Consider the following 19,509-nt stretch of genomic DNA (forward strand, 5'->3'; position numbering starts at 1 on the left):
GTAATTGCAATTTCAAAAAAGGAATCCACTACTAAAAATACGGATTACAGTAGCCCGGCAAGGCACTCTGTTAAGTAAACATACTGCCGATAATCATTAAAAAAACATGAAAAAAGTTGTAGGTATTGCACTTCTTTGTTTTACCATTTTAGTAACAATATCATGGGCAATAAATCCACAAGTATTTAAGATAGCATGGTATCAAAAACCGGAAGTAGACACCTATAAAAGTTTTCCCATTAGGGAAATAAGCCCAAGCCCCACTCCTTTTAGTTTTGCCGTCGATACTTCAAAAGGAAACAAATTGGATTCGGTGATGGTCCAAAATTGGGAAGACCGATACGTTCCGTTTTCAGAATACTTTGAAAAAGGTGATTTACTGGCTTTTTTAGTGATTAAGAACGATACCCTTGTTTATGAAAAATATGGGGGAACATACAATAGGGAGACGGTATCCAATACCTTCTCCATTGGAAAGACCATGATTTCAATTTTAACGGGAAAGGCCATTGACTTGGGGTATATTAAAAACACCGAACAAAAGGTCATTGCGTATCTGCCCGAGCTTAAAGATGTTCCCAATTTTGACGAAACCACGATTCGGGACCTATTGAATATGAAATCAGGTTTACAATTCAAACGGGCCGGAAAGGGGATTATCTCCGATCTTTTTTGTGATGAGGCACGTTTCTACTATACCAACAATCTAAAGAATGATTTAGTAAAGGTCCAAGCGGATACCCTAGCGGGGACACGATGGAAATATAGCAATCTTGACCCTTTGTTTTTGACCTGGGTCTTGGAAAGGGCTACAAAAACTAAGGTTTCCGGGTTTTTTGAGCGTGAAATCTGGAAGCCCATCGGGGCCGAGTATGGAGGAAGTTGGGGTATTGACAGAGCAGGTGGTCTGGAAAACTCTCCGAGCAGTTTCCAATGTACAGCCATAGATTTGGCCAAGATCGGAAGGTTATACCTAAACAAGGGGATGCGGGATACGGTTCAAGTTTTATCGTTGGATTGGATCAACAAAAGTATTGACATCGACACGGAAAATAGGGGCAACACGGCAAAGGGTCGGCAAAAAGCAACACATCAATACTATTGGTGGCTGCCCCAGGAGAATTATGAAGGCGATTATTCGGCAGAAGGTTTAAGAGGGCAACGTCTTTATGTAAACCCAAAGGAAAATATCATAATCGTTCAATTTGCCAATCGAGGATATGGAGGTTACCCCTACAGGGCCATAGCCCATCATTTTTCCAGTGATAGTATCTAATATCAGAAAACGAAATAATCTAGTAGGAGACCCCTATAATAGTAGTTAAATTCGTATTTGAAAATTATTTTAGAGCCAATGCCCAAGTGTTATTGGATTAAGCGCTTGGAGACCTTTTAATCCTATATCAACTTAAATTCTAATAATATTCTTCATCTTGGGCAACTACGACCAGCCTAAAAACTTTTAGAAAGAGTCGGTTCAACACCTAATGAAAAGATTATGATCCAAGTCCCGAACAAGCATGCAAAAATTAAATTAATAAGAAAATCTGACACACTTAATACAAAGTTAATATTAGATTAGATGATTCCTTCAAAAATTTACGCACGCTTAGGGATTAGATAACTGAGCATTAACCGAATCTCAAAATTTATAAAATATCTTTAATCTCATTCTATTGTCTTAAAGAGGTGAGAGATATTATACCTATTTGCTGTGCTTTTTTTTTAGCAATACTCATTTTGTTTTTCTATCCTAATAACGAAGTTAAATTACAACCTGGAGATATTTCATTTACCTCTATTAATGCTTACAACGATGGCTTTGAGGTTATATCTCTTGTGAATATCCCTTCAAATACAACCATTCATTTCACGGACTCCGAATGGAACGGAAATCGTTTTGGTGCAGATGAAAGTGATATGGTATGGAACACAGGTGGGCAAGTTATAAAGGCAGGTTCAACAGTTAGTTTCACTAACTTGGGTTCCAATCCTAGAGTTTCCATAGGTACCTTGAAAAACAAATTAAGAATATCCAAAAAAAAGGAGGCAATATTTGCCTATTTGGGTTCGACAAGAATGCCGACAGTGTTTTTGGCGGCTGTGGGCAATGACGAATTTGCATATGGTACATTGATAAATACCTCCTTACAAATGGATAAGTCTGCCCTAACATTTCCCAAAGGCACCACTTATGCTTCATACCAAGGGCCTTATATTTATGAAAATAGAGATGAGTTTTACAAAGAACTTCGCAAATTGTCCAACTACGAATTTCATAAGCTTAAAAGAACCAAGGATAGAAACGGTATATACGAATTAGCACCACGGAGTCAATAATAGTCATACTTCAACAAAAAAGATTACAGTTCATAACTATTCTCTTCCAGTAAAAAATTGGTTCTTCTTGAATATCAGGTCTTTAAATTTAAAACATTATGAATTTCTAATTCAACAATTCTATTCTATAGTTTATAGAAATTGAGTTAACAAACTAACTCTGAACCAAGAAAGAAAAACCTAAGTTAAAATATAGAAACCCTGTTCCTTATTTAGGAATTACCAGTATCAAAAAAACGCTTGAGGATTAAGAACCTTCAAGATTATCGGGAACAATGGCTACAAACTCCAGTTAGTATACAATTCACGCTTTCGACAATATACCCCTTAGCAGCAAAGAAATGGATAGACTTCGGCAAAATATCGCTTTCATCCTCTCCCACTATCTTGTGTACGACCCCGTCCTCACAAAAACGATGTAAAACCCGATAGATCGTTGCCCGATTGATATCAATCTTGATTTCAGCCTAAATAGCGTCCTGACCCATTGCTGGCCAATCCCCATAAGTCGCTTAAGAACAACTTCCCATGTTGGTATGCTTCTAAGATTCACATTCTTTATTGCAACTTCGTTGCAATAATAAAAAATACGATTAACTTTGTCCAAAAAATAAACGCTACAATTGCACCGGTACATTTATCCGTTTATTCAAAATACAACATAATGGCAGATGGTACTATTTACGACGTAATCATAGTTGGTGGAAGTTATGCGGGTCTTTCGGCGGCTATGACCTTGGGACGTTCATTGAAAAATACATTGGTAATCGATAGTGGAAAACCTTGCAATGCACAAACCCCACATTCCCAAAACTTCTTGACCCAGGACGGAAATACACCAAAAAGAATTTCCTTACTCGCTAAAAATCAGGTAGAGAAATACGGAACGGTAAAGTTTCAAAAGGATTTTGCCGTAGATGGAAAAAAGGCCCCATATGGTTTTGAGATAAAGACCGAATCCGAAAAGACTTTTGGAGGCAAAAAATTGATCTTGGCAACCGGAGTAAGGGATATGATGCCCAATATCAAAGGGTTCTCCGAATGTTGGGGGATTTCGGTAATCCATTGTCCGTATTGCCATGGTTACGAGCACCGCGATCAAAAAACAGGTATCATGGCCAATGGACATACCGCTGTACACATAGCGCCTTTAGTTCACAATTTAACCAAGGATCTGACCATTTTAACTTCGGGCAAGGCCGAGTTTACCGATGAACAGCGGGCAAAGTTTGAACAATACAACATTTCTATTATTGAATCTAAAATAGTGGAAATAGACCATCTAAATGGTTTTGTAAAAAATGTGGTTTTTCAGGATAATACAAAAATGGGATTTGACACTATTTATGCAAGACCTCCCTTTGAACAACATTCCAATATCCCGACACTTTTGGGATGTAAACTGGATGAACAAGGATACATAAGGGTAGATGATTTTCAAAAAACGACCATAGAGGGTGTTTTCGCCTGTGGCGACAACACCACGGCCTTTCGTTCGGTAGCCAATGCCGTTTACCAGGGAAATGTAGCTGGAGCAAAAGTAAATATGGAGCTCACCCATGAGATGTTTTAGAGAAATGGTCCATTACTTCACTTAGCGCTAAGGTTTGTATCATAGTTTTGCTATGAGCGGATGTAATACTAAAATCCTTCCAAACAATGAAAGAACAAATCAAGAGGTACTTCGGCAGATACGTAGAATTTACCGATACCGAAATGAACGGGATTTATTCCGAACTCGAGGTAAGGGATTTTCAAAAAAAAGAATTTCTCCTAAAGGAAAACACGGTTTGTAAATACAACTATTTTATTGTCAAAGGAGTGGTCCGTTCCTATTATATTGATGAAAAGGGAAATGAGAAAATCACGCAGTTCGCCATAGATAACTGGTGGGTCACCAATATGGAAAGCTTTCTTAAGGAAATCCCATCCACCCAATACCTACAGGCCCTGGAAGAAACAACAGTACTCTATCTGTCAAAAGAGGCATTGGAAAAACTGTATTCAAAATATCCCAAGCTTGAGCGACTGTTCCGAATTATTACCGAAAACATGTTGATAGCCAATCTTCGCAAAAGCGATATCTTCCTTCAAATGAGAAGTAAGGAGCGGTACATCAATTTTGCCAAAACATTCCCGGACTTCATGCAACGGGTACCCCAATACATGATTGCCTCTTATCTCGAAATTACGCCGGAGTATTTAAGTGAATTACGCAGGAATACAAAATAATCGAATTTCTTAAGATACCTTAATTTTTAGATCCACCGTATGTATAAAATTTGTTCCAAACGTATAAAACAAAATAAATCATGGAACGAATTACATATCAGGATGTCCCTAAAGGAATGTTTGAAAGTCTACGGGCAATTGAAGGTTTAATCGATGCATCCCCTCTGGACAAAAAATTAACGGAACTCATAAAGCTAAGGACATCCCAAAAAAATGGGTGCGCCTATTGTGTGGATATGCACCATAAAGAGTTGAAACATTTGGGCGAGACGGAATTGCGCCTATCTTCACTATGCGTCTGGGAAGAGACGCCCTATTTTTCGGTAAAGGAAAGGGTAGTACTCTATCTTACCGACACCCTTACCCAATTGGATGGGAAACCTATATCCAACAGCATCTATGATCCATTGCTCGATTTCTTCTCCAAAGAGGAGATCTGTTACCTAACACTGACCATTTCACAAAGCAACACCTGGAACCGATTGATGAAAACTTTCGGATTTACCCCGGGGAATTACAAAGTAAACCAATAGTAAAGCGATATACCTTGGAGAGGGATTTGGGAAATCCCTGTACATGGATATTCCGGGAAAGCATAACCAATAGCGAAACGGTAATCTAAAATCTAATTCCGCAAGAAAGGATAAAAAGTAATCGGATTCGGCTCATCTTGGCTTCCACTTTTTGAATACATTTATGAAATACTAAAAGCTATTGCTTTATGAAACATGAATGGAGAAAAAGGGAAAAGAAGATTTATCTACCCAAGAACAAACCGGAAATAGTGGAAATCCCTGAATTCAAGTTCGTTACCATAGCAGGTGAAGGTAGTCCCCAAAACAAAATTTTCGCAGAATATATTGCCGTGCTCTATTCCGTTTCCTACGCCATAAAAATGAACCTAAAAAAGGAGGCGAAAAAACCAAACGGATATAGTGATTATACGGTTTATCCCCTGGAGGGTATTTGGGACATTACCGAGGAAGCCAAAAAAACATTTACCGGAACCATCGATAAAAATGACCTAATTTTTACACTGATGATCCGGCAGCCGTCCTTTGTCAGCGATGCTTATTTTAAAGAAATGTTGGAACAGACCAAAAAAAGAAAACCACACCCGTTTTTGGAGCAGGTTAAGTTTGAAAAAATAACGGACGGGAAGTGCATTCAAATGATGCATTTGGGAAGTTACGACGATGAGCCTCGAAGTTTTAAGGTTATGGAGGATTTTGCCGAGAAAGAAAATCTCTCAAGAATATCCAAAGACCACAGGGAAATCTATCTGACCGATTTTAGAAAGGTAGCACCGGAAAAGCTAAAGACCGTTTTACGATTTATAGTGAAACCCAAATAATATGAAAAATACGAACGGATAGCCATGTATTCCGGACAGTAATGAGGCCATAATTTAATCTGGAAAACAAATCAAGAAAAGGAAAATCTTTCCGTACCCAAGTCCAATTTTTAGTATTTTAGGAACACCAAAAAAGGTATCCATGAAAAATATCTTCGATGAAAATGATGTAAAGGACATTAAAAAACGCATCAACGCCCTGACTCCTGAAACCCAGAATCTTTGAGGCAAAATGAGTGTCGACCAAATGTTGGCACATGTAAACGTTGCCTACGAATTGGTGTATACGGATAAATATCCCAAACCCAAAGGTTTTCAAAAATTCCTGATCAAACTGTTCGCGAAAAATGTGGTAGTCGGTCCCAAACCTTACAAAAAGAATACCCGAACGGCTCCGATCTTTCTCATTGAAGGGCAAAGGGATTTTGAAAAAGAAAAAAAACGTTTACTGGATCATTTGGATAGGACCTTTCAATTAGGTGCTTCCCATTTTCACAATAAAGAGTCGCACGCTTTTGGGCCCTTGACGGAAAAGGAGTGGAATACCTTGTTTTCCAAGCATTTGGACCACCACTTGCAGCAGTTTGGTGTTTAAGGGCTTATCGCACCAAATCGAACATTCGGGTGTATTTGACTATAAAACTATTGTTCAACGGATCACCATCCTGAAGGTTATAGTTCCAAACTACAAAAAGTCCGGTGTTGGCCCGCTGCAACCATCCGAAACGTAAATTGGCCGCCCAAAGTCTGTCTGTGGTATTATGCTGGATAAGTCCCTGTAAATAGATATTGGGCCTAAAGGCGTAGGATAATTGACTCCGCAAAATATTGGCGGTAAAATTGCCGACCGGCAGCTGAAAATTGTTATATAAAAACGTAACCTCCGAATTAAATTTATCCCCTAGGCGCAAACGTCCAGTAAGGCTCTCTATATAACGCGTACCTCCAAAGGAGCCTCCGATTATCGACCTAAGGTTTACCGAAAAGGGGTGGCTTCTATTGGTAAAGAATACGATTTGGGATTCCACATGATTATAAGTACCAGGTTGTACGGTGACATTTTTCCCGCGAGAAATGTCAAAAGCCTCCACTACACCTTCCGTGGTCACATTCACACCTGTATGAATCTCCAATCCACTTTTCCACTCAAAATGATTATCGATATGTAAAAAACTGGTTTCTAAAAAATTATCGAAATTCCAGTAGCTTCGATAGGAAATATGGGGTCGATACTCCAATATTTTGGCATTCGGATCCCGAGGTCTCAAATGGTAAAGTACCCGAGCCTCCGGTTTTCTAAAAGCGGTCCGTAACAAAAAGCCTACCTCAGGGTTAAAGCCCTGCCCCACTTCCGTATAGGCCGCATTCAACTCCCAATTGTTCCAATTATAATCTGCCTGAAATTTGAAGGAGCGTTCATTTATGGTATCGTTCGGGTCTTGGGTACGGGCATAAAAGCCGGCCAATCTCGCCATTTTGCCTAGGCCTAATTTTCCATCTATGGCAAATGTGCGGTTAAAGTTATTATCGGATTGTAACCCTTCCTTATTGATGATAACCGCTCCCAGTGCCGTTCTACCCTGAAACTCATGGTTAACACGTGCCAGGGTAAAATTGTTTTCCTCTATACCCTCTTCCTGAACGTCCTCCGTCCACATGGACAAAAAACCGATGTTGGTCCGGTTGAGTTTTCCGGACAACCTTGCCCCACCAATAATAGGAACGATATTACCCTCCTCCCCGATGCCGATTCGACGGCTGAAAAACAAATCGACCTCACCGGGACTTCCTACACTGAACTGCCCAGCATTTTCCAGAAAAAAAGGGCGCTTCTCCGGAAAGAACAAGTTAAAACGATCCAAATTCACTTGCTGGTCATCTACCTCTACTTGGGCAAAATCCGTATTGTAGGTGAGATCTAAGGTCAAACTGGGGGTAACGCTATATTTTAAATCCCCTCCGGCATCGGCACTCCATTCCGTACTTGAATCGGCAACTTCAAAATCCTTCTCCACCCTACCCAGGACATAAGGAATCAATTTTAGATTACCAGGACTTCTCAAATCCAGTCCGGTAAGGGTACCCGCAAGCGAAAGCCGTTTTAAATCGAGACCAACGGGCATAGGGGCCCAATAGGTAATTTCATTGGTCTTGCGAATGTTCCGCCGAAAATTAATGCCCCAATCCCTACCGGATTGGAATCGAAGTGTGCGCAACGGGATGGCAAACTCGGCACTCCAGCCATAATCTCCTACTTCCGTCCGAACCTCCCAGGATCCATCCCAATTTAGGTTAAACCCGCCTATAGTGCCTCCTTGTTGTCTATTTGCATTAAAATTTCCCTGACCTTCGTTATCCACTTGGGCATCATATTCCACCCCAAGGGCGTTTGTACCAAATACGAACCCGTTTTGGCCATCCTTATAGGTATCCAGAATAAAGATAAAGGCATCCGTATTGTCCAAATCCGCATCCCTTCGTGCATCACTGACTACCAATCCATCTGGGCGGGCATCATAACAAATGGCGGAAATAAAGAACACTTCCGAGGTATAGGCAATACGGATTTCAGTTCGTTCGGTGGCAGGCAGCCCAAAGTTCGGCTGTGCTTGAACCATCTCGTCAAATGGTACCACGGTCTGCCAAATGGGATCGTTCAATACATTACCATCAATTAACGGACCTTCGGTCAAGGCCTGCGCTTGGGCTATAGGTCTTGTATCTGAATCCGATTTTGTAGATTGGGAAACGGCGGATACAACAATACAACAAAAGAAGTATAAAACAAGGTTTCTAAAATGGGTCATCGTTCTGGTTGGTCAGGATATATGAAACAATCCTATCGTTAGCTGGTTTGTGGTATTGGGGAACTTCGAATCCAATGTACAAAAAAGCAAAACAAAAAAAGGAATTTCTTAGGACATACGCTGGAAGGGGAAAAAAGACTATCTTGGAAATTGGAAAAACGGAATAGGTTTTGGCAAATACCGCCATATCCAAATACTAACAAAACTCTAACCATGAAAAATAGCCGCCATTTTGCAATTGTCTTAGGTTTTATTTGCCTTTTCGTCGTATCTGTGCATGGTCAACAGGCACTACTGGAAAAGAAGGATGTAGCTGGAATATCCTGGGAACGTCTGAAAAGATATGATGCCTTTTTAGAGAACGAAGTAAAAGAAGGCAAAATTCCCGGAGCGATTTCCTTGGTTTTGAGAAAAGGACAGTTAGTACACGAAAATACCTACGGATACAGCAGTTTGAAGGATAAGATTCCCACGCAAAAGGATGGAATTTTTCACATTATGTCCATGACCAAGCCCATAATTACCGTGGCTTTTATGATGCTTTACGAGGAGGGGCATTTTTTTCTGACCGACCCGGTTTCCAAATACCTTCCCCAATTCAAGGATGTGAAAGTCGCTAAAGATCCGGAACTTGGAAAAGCGGGACCAACGGAACCGGCCAATACCGAAATTACCATTGCGCATATTCTTTCACATACCGCTGGCTTCTTACATGGTCTTGGAGGATCTACTTTGGATAAGGAAGTGCGGGAGGCGCTATATTATGAGCCCCAGGAAAATATAGAGAGCCGGGTCAACACTTTGGTGGATTTACCTCTTATGGGGCATCCTGGGGAACAATGGAATTATAGCGCATCCCCTGATGTATTGGCCTTACTGATCGAGCACTTTTCCGGGATGACCGTCATAGATTTTTTGAGACAGCGATTGTTTGATCCCCTCGAAATGAACGATACGGGATACAATATTTCTGGGGAAAATCAAAAAAGATGGGTACCCGTCCATAACTTCAATGAAGAAGGGAAACTAGTCAATTCCGAACAACAATTGCCTACCCAGGGAAATACGGTTTTTGGAGGAACACATGGACTGTTTTCAACGGCTTCCGATTATATGACATTTTGCCAAATGTTATTGAATAAGGGCCGATGGAACGGGAAACAATTCCTGAGCCCTAAGACTTTGGAAATCATGACTATGAACCAGGTCGGCGATTTATTTCCTGGGCCTGGGCAGGGATTCGGTTTTGGCTTTGGGGTCACCACTGATCTTGCCGATAGCAAAGGCTTGGGATCTGTGGGGCAATACTATTGGAGCGGAGCCTATTGCACTTATTTTTTTGTAGATCCCAAAGAGGAACTTATTGCTATTTTAATGATACAGGTCCAACCCTATAACAACTATTACGGGAACATAATGCGTCAGTTTATATATCAGGCCATTATCGAATGAGCATGGAGGCACCACTAGCCCGATTTAAGACCTATCATATTTTTTTTATCTTACGGCAACTAAAAAATCAACTTGATGACCGCTTATATTTTTGAATTTATAGGAACCGGCATGCTTTTACTTTTGGGGAACGGTATTGTGGCCAATGCAGTCCTAAAAGGAACCAAGGGATCGGATTCAGGTTGGGTCGGTATCTCTTTGGCCTGGGGCATAGCCGTTTTCACAGGTGTTTTTATCAGCGCCGATATTAGTGGGGCACACCTAAACCCGGCGGTTACCCTGGGGTTGGCCAGCGCTGGGAAGTTCGGGTGGTCCCTGGTACCGGGCTATATGTTGGCCCAAGCATTAGGAGCCATGACAGGTACCACATTGGTATGGCTGACCTATAAAAAACAGTACGATGCCACTCAAGATCAAGAAGCACTTCGTGCCACTTTTTGTACCTCACCTGCGATTCGCAATCCTTTTTGGAACTTTGTTACCGAAGTCATCGGGACTTTCGCCCTGGTCTTCGGCGTATTCTATATCGCTGGAGGCACTGTTTCGGATCAGCCCATATCTTTGGGGTCTTTGGACGCCCTACCTGTGGCCCTTTTGGTCATGGGAATTGGTTTTAGTTTGGGAGGGCCAACAGGATATGCCATTAATCCGGCACGTGATCTTGGACCACGGATTATGCATGCACTCTTGCCTTTAAAAGGAAAAGGCGGAAGTGATTGGAGCTATGCATGGGTTCCCATCCTGGGACCATTGACAGGTGGGTTTTTGGCCGCTTTGGCCTTTCTTTGGATAGGGGGCTAAGAGGGTCGGAACGCATTTAAAATAGTTGAAATCAATACCAATTAAGATGAAAAAAATTACTTTTTTATTGAGTTGTTTAGTCCTTGTACAATTTACAGTAGCCCAGGAAATCGTTGAGCTACCTCACCAAACCTCAAAGGATATCTCATGGGAAGGACCCGAAAAGCAGTACTATTCAAAAATTTGGGACAATGAAGTGGTGACCAATGTATCCGTTCCTACTATGCGGGTCTTTCGCCCCGAAAACCCTAACGGCACATCGGTTGTTGTTGCACCGGGTGGTGGACTCTACGCTTTAAGCATTCTAAGCGAGGGCAACCATGTAGCCGAATGGCTCAATAAAAAAGGAATTACCGCCTTTGTACTTAAGTACCGATTGGTTCCCACCGGAGAGGATGGTGTAAAGGAAATTACGGATTTGGGCAACACCAATCCCATGGAAATCGGAAAACGGGTACAACCTGTCCTACCGCTATCCATAACAGATGGATTGGCAGCTATTGCCCATGTACGGGAGAATGCCGAGAAATATAAGGTAAATCCCAATAAAATAGGATTCATGGGCTTTTCCGCGGGCGGGGCCGTTACTATGGGTGTAGGCTATAATTATACCGAGACCAATCGCCCTGATTTCTTGGTTCCTGTATATCCATGGACAACCGTACTTCCACCAAAAGATCCTCCTGCCGACGCACCACCCATGTTGATCGTTTGTGCAACGGACGACCCTTTGGGATTGGCATCGGGAAGTATTGAGCTCTACTCCAAATGGTTCTCGGCCAAAAAACCGGTAGAACTTCATATGTACGCCAAAGGTGGTCATGGTTTTGGTATGAAGGAACAAGGGCTGCCATCCGACAGTTGGATACAGCGTTTTTATGATTGGTCCGTTGCCGAAGGTATTACAGCACCCTAGTACATCTATCCCGTAGGAGCATCGAAGAACTCCCTTGATTTTAACTTGCGAATAGATTTCGAATCCTATTTCGGTGGAGGCATTTACATCATTTGAAAAAAGGCACGTCCTTAACCGCATATTTCCGCATACCTTCTTCATTGATTTCTACGCCAATACCTGGTTTGTTGGAAAGTGGAATAAAGCCATCTACCACCATGGGACCGTCAAAGGTTACGATTTCCTTGAACATTGGGTTTTTGTGGAAGTAAATCTGCCATTCCAATATCATGAAATTAGGTACGGATGCACAAACATGGCAAGAGGCCATGGCTCCGAGGTATGAGGCCACCATATGTGGTGAAAAGGGCACATAATACAAGTTGGCCAAATTAGCAATCCGCTGGGCCTCGCCCAAACCGCCCGCCTTCTGTAGATCCGGCATAATGATGTCCACCGCTCCCGCTTCCAACAAGGGTCTAAAGCCATAGGCCAAATAATGGTTTTCCCCAGCGCAGATAGGGGTACTGGTCGATTCCGTAATCTTTTTATAGGCCTCTACATTTTCGGCAGGAATAGGTTCTTCCAGCCACATCATATTCAAGGGTTCCAAAACCTTTGCTACCCGTTCTCCTGTAGTAGTATCATATCGCCCATGCATATCGGCACAAATGTCGATATTGGGACCTACCGCTTGCCGTGCCGCCGCCATCTGATCATACATGCGCTGAATCTCTGCCGGACTTGCCGTCCAATTGTATGCATCATACTTATTAGGGTCGTTGGCCTGATCCAAATCAAACTTTACCGCGGTGAATCCCATATCCACGGCCTCCTTGGCACTAGCCGCGAAATCCTCGGGTTTGGGAAGTTTGTTTTGATAAAGTGCCGTATCCATATACACCCTGATCTTGTCCCTAAATTTCCCTCCCAACAATTGGTATACGGGAAGTCCCAAGGCCTTACCGGCCAAATCCCATAAGGCGGACTCCACGGCCGTAAGGACCGAAACATACATCCCGGCCTGCGCCCCTTCAAAAAAACCCCTTCTTCGTAAATCCTCGAACAATCGATGTACATTTAAGGGACTTTTTCCCTTTAATCGTTCCCCGAATATTTTTACCAAATGGTAGGTTCCGGGGGTGGCATCGACACCTTCACCATGCCCAACGATATCCTGATTGGTATAGATTTTTACAAAAAGACTGTGACCGCCCCGGATGTATCCACATTTAACATCCGTAATCTTAAGGTCGGATGGGGCGGACAGTTTTGGTGTCCGATTAACTGCGGTTTCAAATTCTTTTCCGTAACTGGCCAAAGGTATGGCGGACAGTGCACCGGCAGCCATGGTTTTGGTCAAAAAGTCTCTTCTTGAGTTTTTCATTTTCTGGATTTTACGATTATTTTGGAAGGTTAGTCTTCATATTCAATTTACCATGTTCGCGTCTTGAGTAATTCCTGTATTTGTGCCTTGGGCACAGGTAATTCATCGATATGGGCATTGAGCCATTGCGAAAAATCCTTCTCTATTTCATCGGACCAGCGGGAATCGATTTGCCCTGGGGTATATTTCTGTTCGCGCAACCTTTGGTGTCCGAACATATCCCGAAGTCGTACAACTTCGGAAGTCTTTACCACCTTTTCCGCCAAGTGCGGAGGAATGAACATAACCCCGCCATCACGCCCAAGAACTACATCCCCGGGCATTACGGTTGCCATTCCTATGCGCGTGGGTGTGTTGATCCCGATCAAGGTAGTATTGAGTTCCCCATCCGGATTATTCAGGTGATGGGACGGATGGTAAGTCCGAAAAAATGAGGTGAAGGATTCCAGTTCCTTTAAACCGTCTATATCCCGTATTGCCCCATTGTAAACGATTCCGTTTCCCGTCTTGGCGTAGATAGAGTTACCTAAATTATCGCCGATGGTAGGACCGTCCAAATGTGCCCCAAATTGATCTACCACATAAACATCCCCCTTGATCAACAAATCTATGGTCCAGGCATTTTGCGATTTTATGCGGCCATCTTGGGTATGCCCCTTTTCATCGATTACGCGATGTATATCCGGTCTACCTGGTACAAATACCGCCGTGACGGCCCTTCCCACCAAAACACTATCTGGATTGATCGTCTGCCAATTTTCTTCATACTGATATTTAAAATTTTGGCCCTTGAGTACGGCCCAGGCCTCTTCGAGGGTCACCTTTTTCATGCGTTCCAAGATTTCATCGGAGACATAAGGTCGTCCATCCGCCAAACGCTCACCTTTCCATTCGGGCGTTAAAAAAATGAGCTCCTCTTTTGAGATTTGCTGGGCAGGGGCCATTAGTGAAATCAATAGAAACGAGAATGGGAAGTATTTGCGAAAAGTAAGAAGGTTGGTGGTCATTTTTGTCGATTTATCAGGTTCTTAAACAAGTTAAGAAAACCACTTTAATTCTGCCTAAAGTCCATCGACAGATTACGGTGATTGGAATGTTTTTAATCCTTCATGTATTTTCATTACGTTTCAGAATGATGGTACCCTAAAACTTTTGGACAATCCCAAATAAAAACTAACTTACGCCCTTAATTTTTTTTGCATGGTGAAATATCGCATTATCCTACTTGCTTTGTTAACCTACGCTATAGGTCATTCACAGGATTCTTCCCGTTTTAAGGACGAAGTGGAGGCCATCACCAAAAAATACGATTCCCTTTGGGATCCTTCCAAACCAACCGTTGTTTTTACTGGCAGTTCCAGTATACGGATTTGGAAAGACTTGGAGCAGCGTTTTCCACAGCATCAAATTATCAACTCCGGTTTTGGCGGCTCACAGGCCTCCGATCTATTGATTCATGTGGATGAACTCGTTTTAAAGTATAATCCATCAAAGGTCTTTATTTATGAGGGGGACAATGATATTTCAGCCCATAAAAGGCCCAATGCAATTATTGACACTTCCAAGGAAATCATCGATAAAATCAAAAAAAAAGACAGTACTACGCAAATTGTACTCATATCGGCAAAACCAAGTATTGCCCGATGGAACCTAAAACGGAAATACAAAAGGTTGAACCGTAAGTTCAACAGATTGAGCAAAAAAGACGACCACTTGGAATTTGCGGATGTCTGGACACCCATGTTAAACGGAAGAAAGGTAAAGACCGATATTTTCATCAAGGACGGACTTCATATGAATGCCCAGGGATATGAGCTATGGCATAACGTAATAAAGGCGTATATGGATTAAATTTGAAATTTTATGACGCGCTATAATACATCGATCAACATATCAACCTTAAATTTTTAAAAATGCTTAAATCGACCTTAATCAAAGGCTTTTCGTTTCTGTTTGTCCTTATTCATATTCTGGCCTGTCAGGAAGAAAAAAGGAAACCCATTAATTTTCCACCTACCGATCTGGCCAAGGAGAGTTTTATGCCGAAACCCTTAAAAATAGTTCCGACCCATTCGGCCTTCGCTTTGGATCGCTATACGGCTATCTTTACTTCCCAAAACGAGTCCGATTATGAAAAAATAGGGCAATTTTTGGCCGATAAGATCAAATCCAAAATAGATCTGGAAATACCGGTCAATAAGGAAGCCCCTGAAGGCACACAACGGGTCATTTATATCAACCGATCGGATAGTCTGGAGATGGAATCTCCCGAGGCTTACGAACTGTACATTACCCAAGATACGGTAATCCTGAATTCCAATACGGCGGAAGGGGCATTCCGAGGGATACAGACATTACGCCAAATTATTCCCGAGGCCAGCAACGATACCTTGGCCGAACAGCGTATATGGCCCGTTCCTTCGGGCAAGATTATGGACAGTCCCAACTTTGCTTATAGAGGTTCCATGTTGGATGTGGCCCGACATTTCTTTAGTGTTGAGGATGTAAAGAAATATATAGACCTGCTTTCCTACTACAAGATCAATGTGTTGCACCTTCACCTAACGGATGACCAGGGTTGGCGCATTGAAATAAAATCATGGCCCAAGCTCACAGAAATCGGCGGAAGTACCGAAGTTGGCGGTGAGGCGGGGGGGTTTTTCACCCAAGAGGACTACAAAGAAATTGTGGACTACGCCGCTGAACGTTATATGACCGTAATACCCGAAGTGGACATGCCCGGGCATACCAATGCGGCATCCGTTTCCTACCCTTTTTTAAATGGCAACGGAAAAACACCCAAACTCTATGAAGGTACGCATGTAGGCTTTAGCACATTTGATACCCGAAAGGATACCGTATATACCTTTATCGATGATGTGGTACGAGAGATTTCGGCGATTACGCCTGGGCCCTATTTTCATATCGGAGGTGATGAAAGCCACGTGACCAAGAAAAAGGATTATATCTATTTTGTGGAAAGGGTGGAAAAAATCGTACAAAAACACGGCAAGCGGATGATAGGCTGGGACGAGGTGGCCACCGCAGATATCGATTCCACCTCCATAGCACAATGGTGGGCCAGTGAGGAAAATGCCAAAAAAGCGGTTGAAAGAGGGATGCAACTCATTGTATCCCCCGCCAAGAAGGCCTATCTGGATATGCAATACGATACACTTTCCAAACATGGACTCCATTGGGCGGCCTATATCCCTGTAGATACGGCCTATATCTGGAATCCGGATACCTATGGCGGTATTCCCAAAGAAAACATTTTGGGTGTAGAGGCTCCGTTATGGTCGGAGACTATCAGTACTATCGACGAATTGGAATATCTGGCCTTTCCCCGGATCCTTGGTTATTCGGAACTGAGCTGGAGCACGGAGGAAAACCGCGATTGGGAGGACTACAAAGTACGTTTGGCCAACCAAGCCCCCTTCTTAGATCGCATGAACGTAAAGTATTATCCCTCACCCTTAATCGATTGGAAAAAGAGCAAATACACCTATGAGGAGATAGAGAAGGACTAAAAAATCGGAGAAAAGGTCATCATGGGAAAATCCTTATTTGTCCTATGTAAGCCATTTTTGTAAAATTATTAGCGTTCCAACCAATAAATAAAAAAAGCCTCGGCAAATTGCGAGGCTTTTATTTTTTATTTTTAGTTGTTACTCTTCTTCAGAGGAGTCTTCCTCATCATCGGAAAAATCGGTAATGCCATTATCATGCAGGAGGTTATACCACTGGATTACTTTTTTAATATCACTGGCATATACCCTATCCTCATCATAATTGGGCAATACTTCAAAGAAGTATTCCTCCAAGACAATTTTCTCAGCCTTGTGGGCAACGGATGTTTTTCCCCCTTTTTCCTTTATCTGTATCTTTTGGAAAACTTCCCGTAACGGTAATTCTTCTTCCAAGGTATAGATAGCTATTTCCGAAAGTACACTGACGTTGTTGTGCGCACCCACAGATACTCTTTTTTTATCCAAAAGGGATTCGGCCACAAAACCGGTTCGGGTCTGGGTCAGCAGTCTATAAAGACCGGGTTTGCCACCAATAGAAAGAATTTTGTCCAAACTCATGTATTCAAAAATTTAAAGCCGCAAATATGGTATTTTTCGCTTGACCTGGGAATTAAATAAGGATTTTTTTTAACAATACGTTCCTTTTCCCGATTTGCCTTTCACTATATTAAATGGGAATCCGGATTTATTAGGCAAGCTAAACAAAAAATGTCTTTTGGTAAAAGAAGTTCTAAATTTAACGTCCCTTCTTAAGATTGGGAAAACGCATGCGGTAATCCACCTCTATCTTCCCTTTGGAGATATTGTTCAACCTTCCCTTTAGCAATCGTTTTTTCAAGGGCGAAAGCTTATCCGTAAACAGTATCCCCTGAATATGATCGTATTCGTGCTGAATCACTCGGGCCAAAAGTCCATCATAGGTTTCTGTATGTTCCTTAAAATTTTCGTCCAGATAAGAAACGGTAATGGTATCCATCCGCTTTACATCCTCACGGATATCGGGAATACTAAGGCAACCCTCATTAAAGGTCCATTCCTCACCCGTTTCCTTTTCCATTTTGGCATTAATAAAAGCCTTTTTGAAACCGCTCAACTTTTTTCGTTCCTCTTCCGAAAGTTCTTCATCATCCGCAAAAGGGGAAGTGTCCACCAAAAATAGACGGATGGGCAGTCCTATTTGTGGTGCGGCCAACCCGACACCCTTGGCATTGTACATGGTCTCCCACATATTGGTCAATAACTCATCCAATTGGGGATATTCTTCGTTTATTTCCTTGCCCACCTTGCGCAATACAGGGTCGCCGTAGGCCACTATGGGTAATGTCATCGATTTCTTTTTAAATAGTCCTGTAGGATTAGGGTTGCACTTATCTCGTCCACCAAAGCCTTGTTCCTGCGCTGTTTTTTCTTTAGTCCTGAATCAATCATGGTGCGAAAGGCCATTTTGGAGGTAAAACGTTCATCTTGGCGATCTATAGGTATATCAGGAAATTTCAGGGATAACTGCTTCAGGAAAGGTGTTATAAGTGCTTCTGTCTCGGAAGGTGTATTATCCATTTGTTTGGGTTCCCCTACAATGATTTGATCCACTGTTTCGTTTTTCAGATAATCCGTAATAAAAGTAAGCAATTCATGCGTGGGTACTGTAGTCAACCCCGAAGCGATCAACTTCAATTCGTCGGTGACCGCAATGCCCGTTCTCTTTTTCCCATAATCCAATGCCAAAAATCGTCCCAATCCTAAATTTTTGGCAAAAATAATCCATAATATATAATAACGGCATTTCAAGATGTACGAATTGAACGATGACCTGTATATTTGATAAAATTTTACTCAACAAATGACCGAACTGAGACAAATTATCGAAAATGCATGGGACAATCGGGAACTTCTAAAGGATTCCAATACCCAAGATGCCATCCGCAAACTTATAGATCATATAGATGAAGGAAAACTGCGTTGCGCCGAACCTACAAATAAGGGATGGCAAATTAATGAGTGGGTAAAAAAGGGGGTAGTGCTCTATTTTCCGATACAAAAAATGGAGGTCTTGGAAGCGGGCATCTTTGAATACCACGATAAAATCCCATTAAAACGGGGATACCAAGAAAAAGGTATACGGGTAGTGCCCCATGCCGTAGCCAGACATGGTGCCTATATCTCCCCGGGAACCATCCTAATGCCCAGTTATGTGAATATCGGGGCGTATGTGGATGAAGGTACCATGGTAGATACTTGGGCCACGGTCGGTAGTTGTGCCCAAATAGGGAAAAACGTGCATTTAAGTGGAGGTGTTGGTATTGGAGGTGTTTTGGAACCTCTACAAGCAGCTCCTGTCATTATTGAGGACAATGCGTTCATCGGTTCAAGATGTATTGTAGTCGAAGGAGTTCGTGTGGAAAAAGAGGCCGTTTTGGGGGCCAATGTAGTCCTTACGGCTTCCACTAAAATAATTGATGTTACTGGGGATATACCCGTGGAAACCAAAGGTAGGGTTCCCGCACGTTCAGTTGTTATACCAGGGAGCTACACAAAGAAATTTAACGCGGGAGATTATCAAGTACCCTGTGCGCTTATCATAGGTACAAGAAAGGAAAGTACAAATAAAAAAACTTCCCTTAATGATGCGCTCCGGGAGTATGATGTAGCCGTGTAGAAGGATATTTGTAGGAAATTTATGGAGTAATATACTATTTTCTATTTTTTTTAGT

General features: G+C 42.2%; 19 protein-coding genes. 13 read left to right on the forward strand and 6 right to left on the reverse strand.

The features are described from left to right. The first annotated feature begins 106 nt into the window (after positions 1-106). The 7 genes from ACO06Y_RS21860 (at position 107) to ACO06Y_RS21890 (ending at position 6,521) form a co-directional block, all read left to right on the forward strand. Positions 107-1,276 (forward strand): serine hydrolase domain-containing protein, encoded by a 1,170-nt coding sequence (locus tag ACO06Y_RS21860; RefSeq protein ID WP_422081184.1) that lies wholly within the window; start codon positions 107-109, stop codon positions 1,274-1,276. 413 nt (positions 1,277-1,689) lie between these two features. Further along, positions 1,690-2,340, forward strand: coding sequence for a hypothetical protein (locus ACO06Y_RS21865; RefSeq protein WP_422081185.1), 651 nt, complete (start codon positions 1,690-1,692; stop codon positions 2,338-2,340). A gap of 664 nt (positions 2,341-3,004) precedes the next feature. Beyond that, the gene (locus ACO06Y_RS21870; protein WP_422081186.1) at positions 3,005-3,913 is read left to right on the forward strand and encodes an NAD(P)/FAD-dependent oxidoreductase; all 909 of its coding nucleotides are present in this window, start codon (positions 3,005-3,007) and stop codon (positions 3,911-3,913) included. An 86-nt stretch (positions 3,914-3,999) separates the two neighbouring features. Further along, positions 4,000-4,572 carry a Crp/Fnr family transcriptional regulator gene (locus tag ACO06Y_RS21875; RefSeq protein WP_422081187.1) on the forward strand — a complete coding sequence of 191 codons (573 nt, stop codon included), beginning with the start codon at positions 4,000-4,002 and terminating at the stop codon, positions 4,570-4,572. 80 nt (positions 4,573-4,652) lie between these two features. Beyond that, positions 4,653-5,105, forward strand: coding sequence for a carboxymuconolactone decarboxylase family protein (locus ACO06Y_RS21880; RefSeq protein WP_422081188.1), 453 nt, complete (start codon positions 4,653-4,655; stop codon positions 5,103-5,105). 188 nt (positions 5,106-5,293) lie between these two features. After that, complete coding sequence (locus ACO06Y_RS21885) at positions 5,294-5,926, forward strand: GyrI-like domain-containing protein (protein WP_422081189.1); 633 nt, start codon at positions 5,294-5,296, stop codon at positions 5,924-5,926. Positions 5,927-6,158: 232 nt separating this feature from the next. Beyond that, positions 6,159-6,521 carry a DUF1569 domain-containing protein gene (locus tag ACO06Y_RS21890; RefSeq protein ID WP_422081190.1) on the forward strand — a complete coding sequence of 121 codons (363 nt, stop codon included), beginning with the start codon at positions 6,159-6,161 and terminating at the stop codon, positions 6,519-6,521. A 4-nt stretch (positions 6,522-6,525) separates the two neighbouring features. Here the strand turns inward: ACO06Y_RS21890 and ACO06Y_RS21895 are convergent, their stop codons facing one another. Continuing rightward, positions 6,526-8,733, reverse strand: a complete 2,208-nt coding sequence (locus ACO06Y_RS21895) for a DUF5916 domain-containing protein (RefSeq protein ID WP_422081191.1) — start codon at positions 8,731-8,733, stop codon at positions 6,526-6,528. 213 nt (positions 8,734-8,946) lie between these two features. On the opposite strand from ACO06Y_RS21895, the gene ACO06Y_RS21900 reads away from it, so the two are divergent. The 3 genes from ACO06Y_RS21900 to ACO06Y_RS21910 all read left to right on the forward strand — a co-directional run bounded on the left by ACO06Y_RS21900 (position 8,947) and on the right by ACO06Y_RS21910 (position 11,902). Further along, positions 8,947-10,185 carry a serine hydrolase domain-containing protein gene (locus tag ACO06Y_RS21900; RefSeq protein ID WP_422081192.1) on the forward strand — a complete coding sequence of 413 codons (1,239 nt, stop codon included), beginning with the start codon at positions 8,947-8,949 and terminating at the stop codon, positions 10,183-10,185. Positions 10,186-10,260: 75 nt separating this feature from the next. After that, a complete protein-coding gene (locus tag ACO06Y_RS21905) occupies positions 10,261-10,986 on the forward strand; it encodes an MIP/aquaporin family protein (protein WP_422081193.1) in 726 nt (241 codons plus the stop codon). Between the two features lie 46 nt (positions 10,987-11,032). Continuing rightward, a complete protein-coding gene (locus ACO06Y_RS21910) occupies positions 11,033-11,902 on the forward strand; it encodes an alpha/beta hydrolase (RefSeq protein ID WP_422081194.1) in 870 nt (289 codons plus the stop codon). An 88-nt stretch (positions 11,903-11,990) separates the two neighbouring features. On the opposite strand, the gene ACO06Y_RS21915 is transcribed toward ACO06Y_RS21910, so the two are convergent. Both ACO06Y_RS21915 and ACO06Y_RS21920 read right to left on the reverse strand, forming a co-directional pair. Next, a complete protein-coding gene (locus ACO06Y_RS21915) occupies positions 11,991-13,268 on the reverse strand; it encodes a mandelate racemase/muconate lactonizing enzyme family protein (RefSeq protein ID WP_422081195.1) in 1,278 nt (425 codons plus the stop codon). Positions 13,269-13,315: 47 nt separating this feature from the next. Continuing rightward, entirely contained in the window at positions 13,316-14,275 is a 960-nt protein-coding gene (locus tag ACO06Y_RS21920) for an RraA family protein (protein WP_422081196.1), read from the reverse strand. A gap of 193 nt (positions 14,276-14,468) precedes the next feature. Here ACO06Y_RS21920 and ACO06Y_RS21925 point away from each other — a divergent pair, with 193 nt between their 5' ends. Together ACO06Y_RS21925 and ACO06Y_RS21930 are read left to right on the forward strand one after the other, a co-directional pair. Further along, on the forward strand, positions 14,469-15,119 hold the full coding sequence (locus ACO06Y_RS21925; protein WP_422081197.1) for a GDSL-type esterase/lipase family protein: 651 nt from the start codon (positions 14,469-14,471) through the stop codon (positions 15,117-15,119). A gap of 62 nt (positions 15,120-15,181) precedes the next feature. Continuing rightward, positions 15,182-16,798 (forward strand): family 20 glycosylhydrolase, encoded by a 1,617-nt coding sequence (locus tag ACO06Y_RS21930; protein WP_422081198.1) that lies wholly within the window; start codon positions 15,182-15,184, stop codon positions 16,796-16,798. A gap of 138 nt (positions 16,799-16,936) precedes the next feature. Here ACO06Y_RS21930 and ACO06Y_RS21935 read toward each other — a convergent pair whose 3' ends face one another. The 3 genes from ACO06Y_RS21935 to ruvX all read right to left on the reverse strand — a co-directional run bounded on the left by ACO06Y_RS21935 (position 16,937) and on the right by ruvX (position 18,535). After that, positions 16,937-17,356: a DUF5606 domain-containing protein gene (locus tag ACO06Y_RS21935; RefSeq protein ID WP_422081199.1), complete on the reverse strand. Its 420-nt coding sequence runs from the start codon at positions 17,354-17,356 to the stop codon at positions 16,937-16,939. 178 nt (positions 17,357-17,534) lie between these two features. Then, a complete protein-coding gene (gene def, locus ACO06Y_RS21940; protein ID WP_422081200.1) occupies positions 17,535-18,125 on the reverse strand; it encodes a peptide deformylase in 591 nt (196 codons plus the stop codon). Further along, entirely contained in the window at positions 18,122-18,535 is a 414-nt protein-coding gene (gene ruvX / locus ACO06Y_RS21945) for a Holliday junction resolvase RuvX (protein ID WP_422081201.1), read from the reverse strand. The genes def and ruvX overlap by 4 nt, the downstream gene beginning before the upstream one ends. Before the next feature lie 103 nt (positions 18,536-18,638). Here ruvX and ACO06Y_RS21950 point away from each other — a divergent pair, with 103 nt between their 5' ends. Further along, a complete protein-coding gene (locus tag ACO06Y_RS21950; protein WP_422081202.1) occupies positions 18,639-19,454 on the forward strand; it encodes a 2,3,4,5-tetrahydropyridine-2,6-dicarboxylate N-succinyltransferase in 816 nt (271 codons plus the stop codon). Positions 19,455-19,509 lie beyond the last annotated feature (55 nt).

Source organism: Ulvibacterium sp. (assembly GCF_965228935.1).
Lineage (GTDB): Bacteria > Bacteroidota > Bacteroidia > Flavobacteriales > Flavobacteriaceae > Ulvibacterium.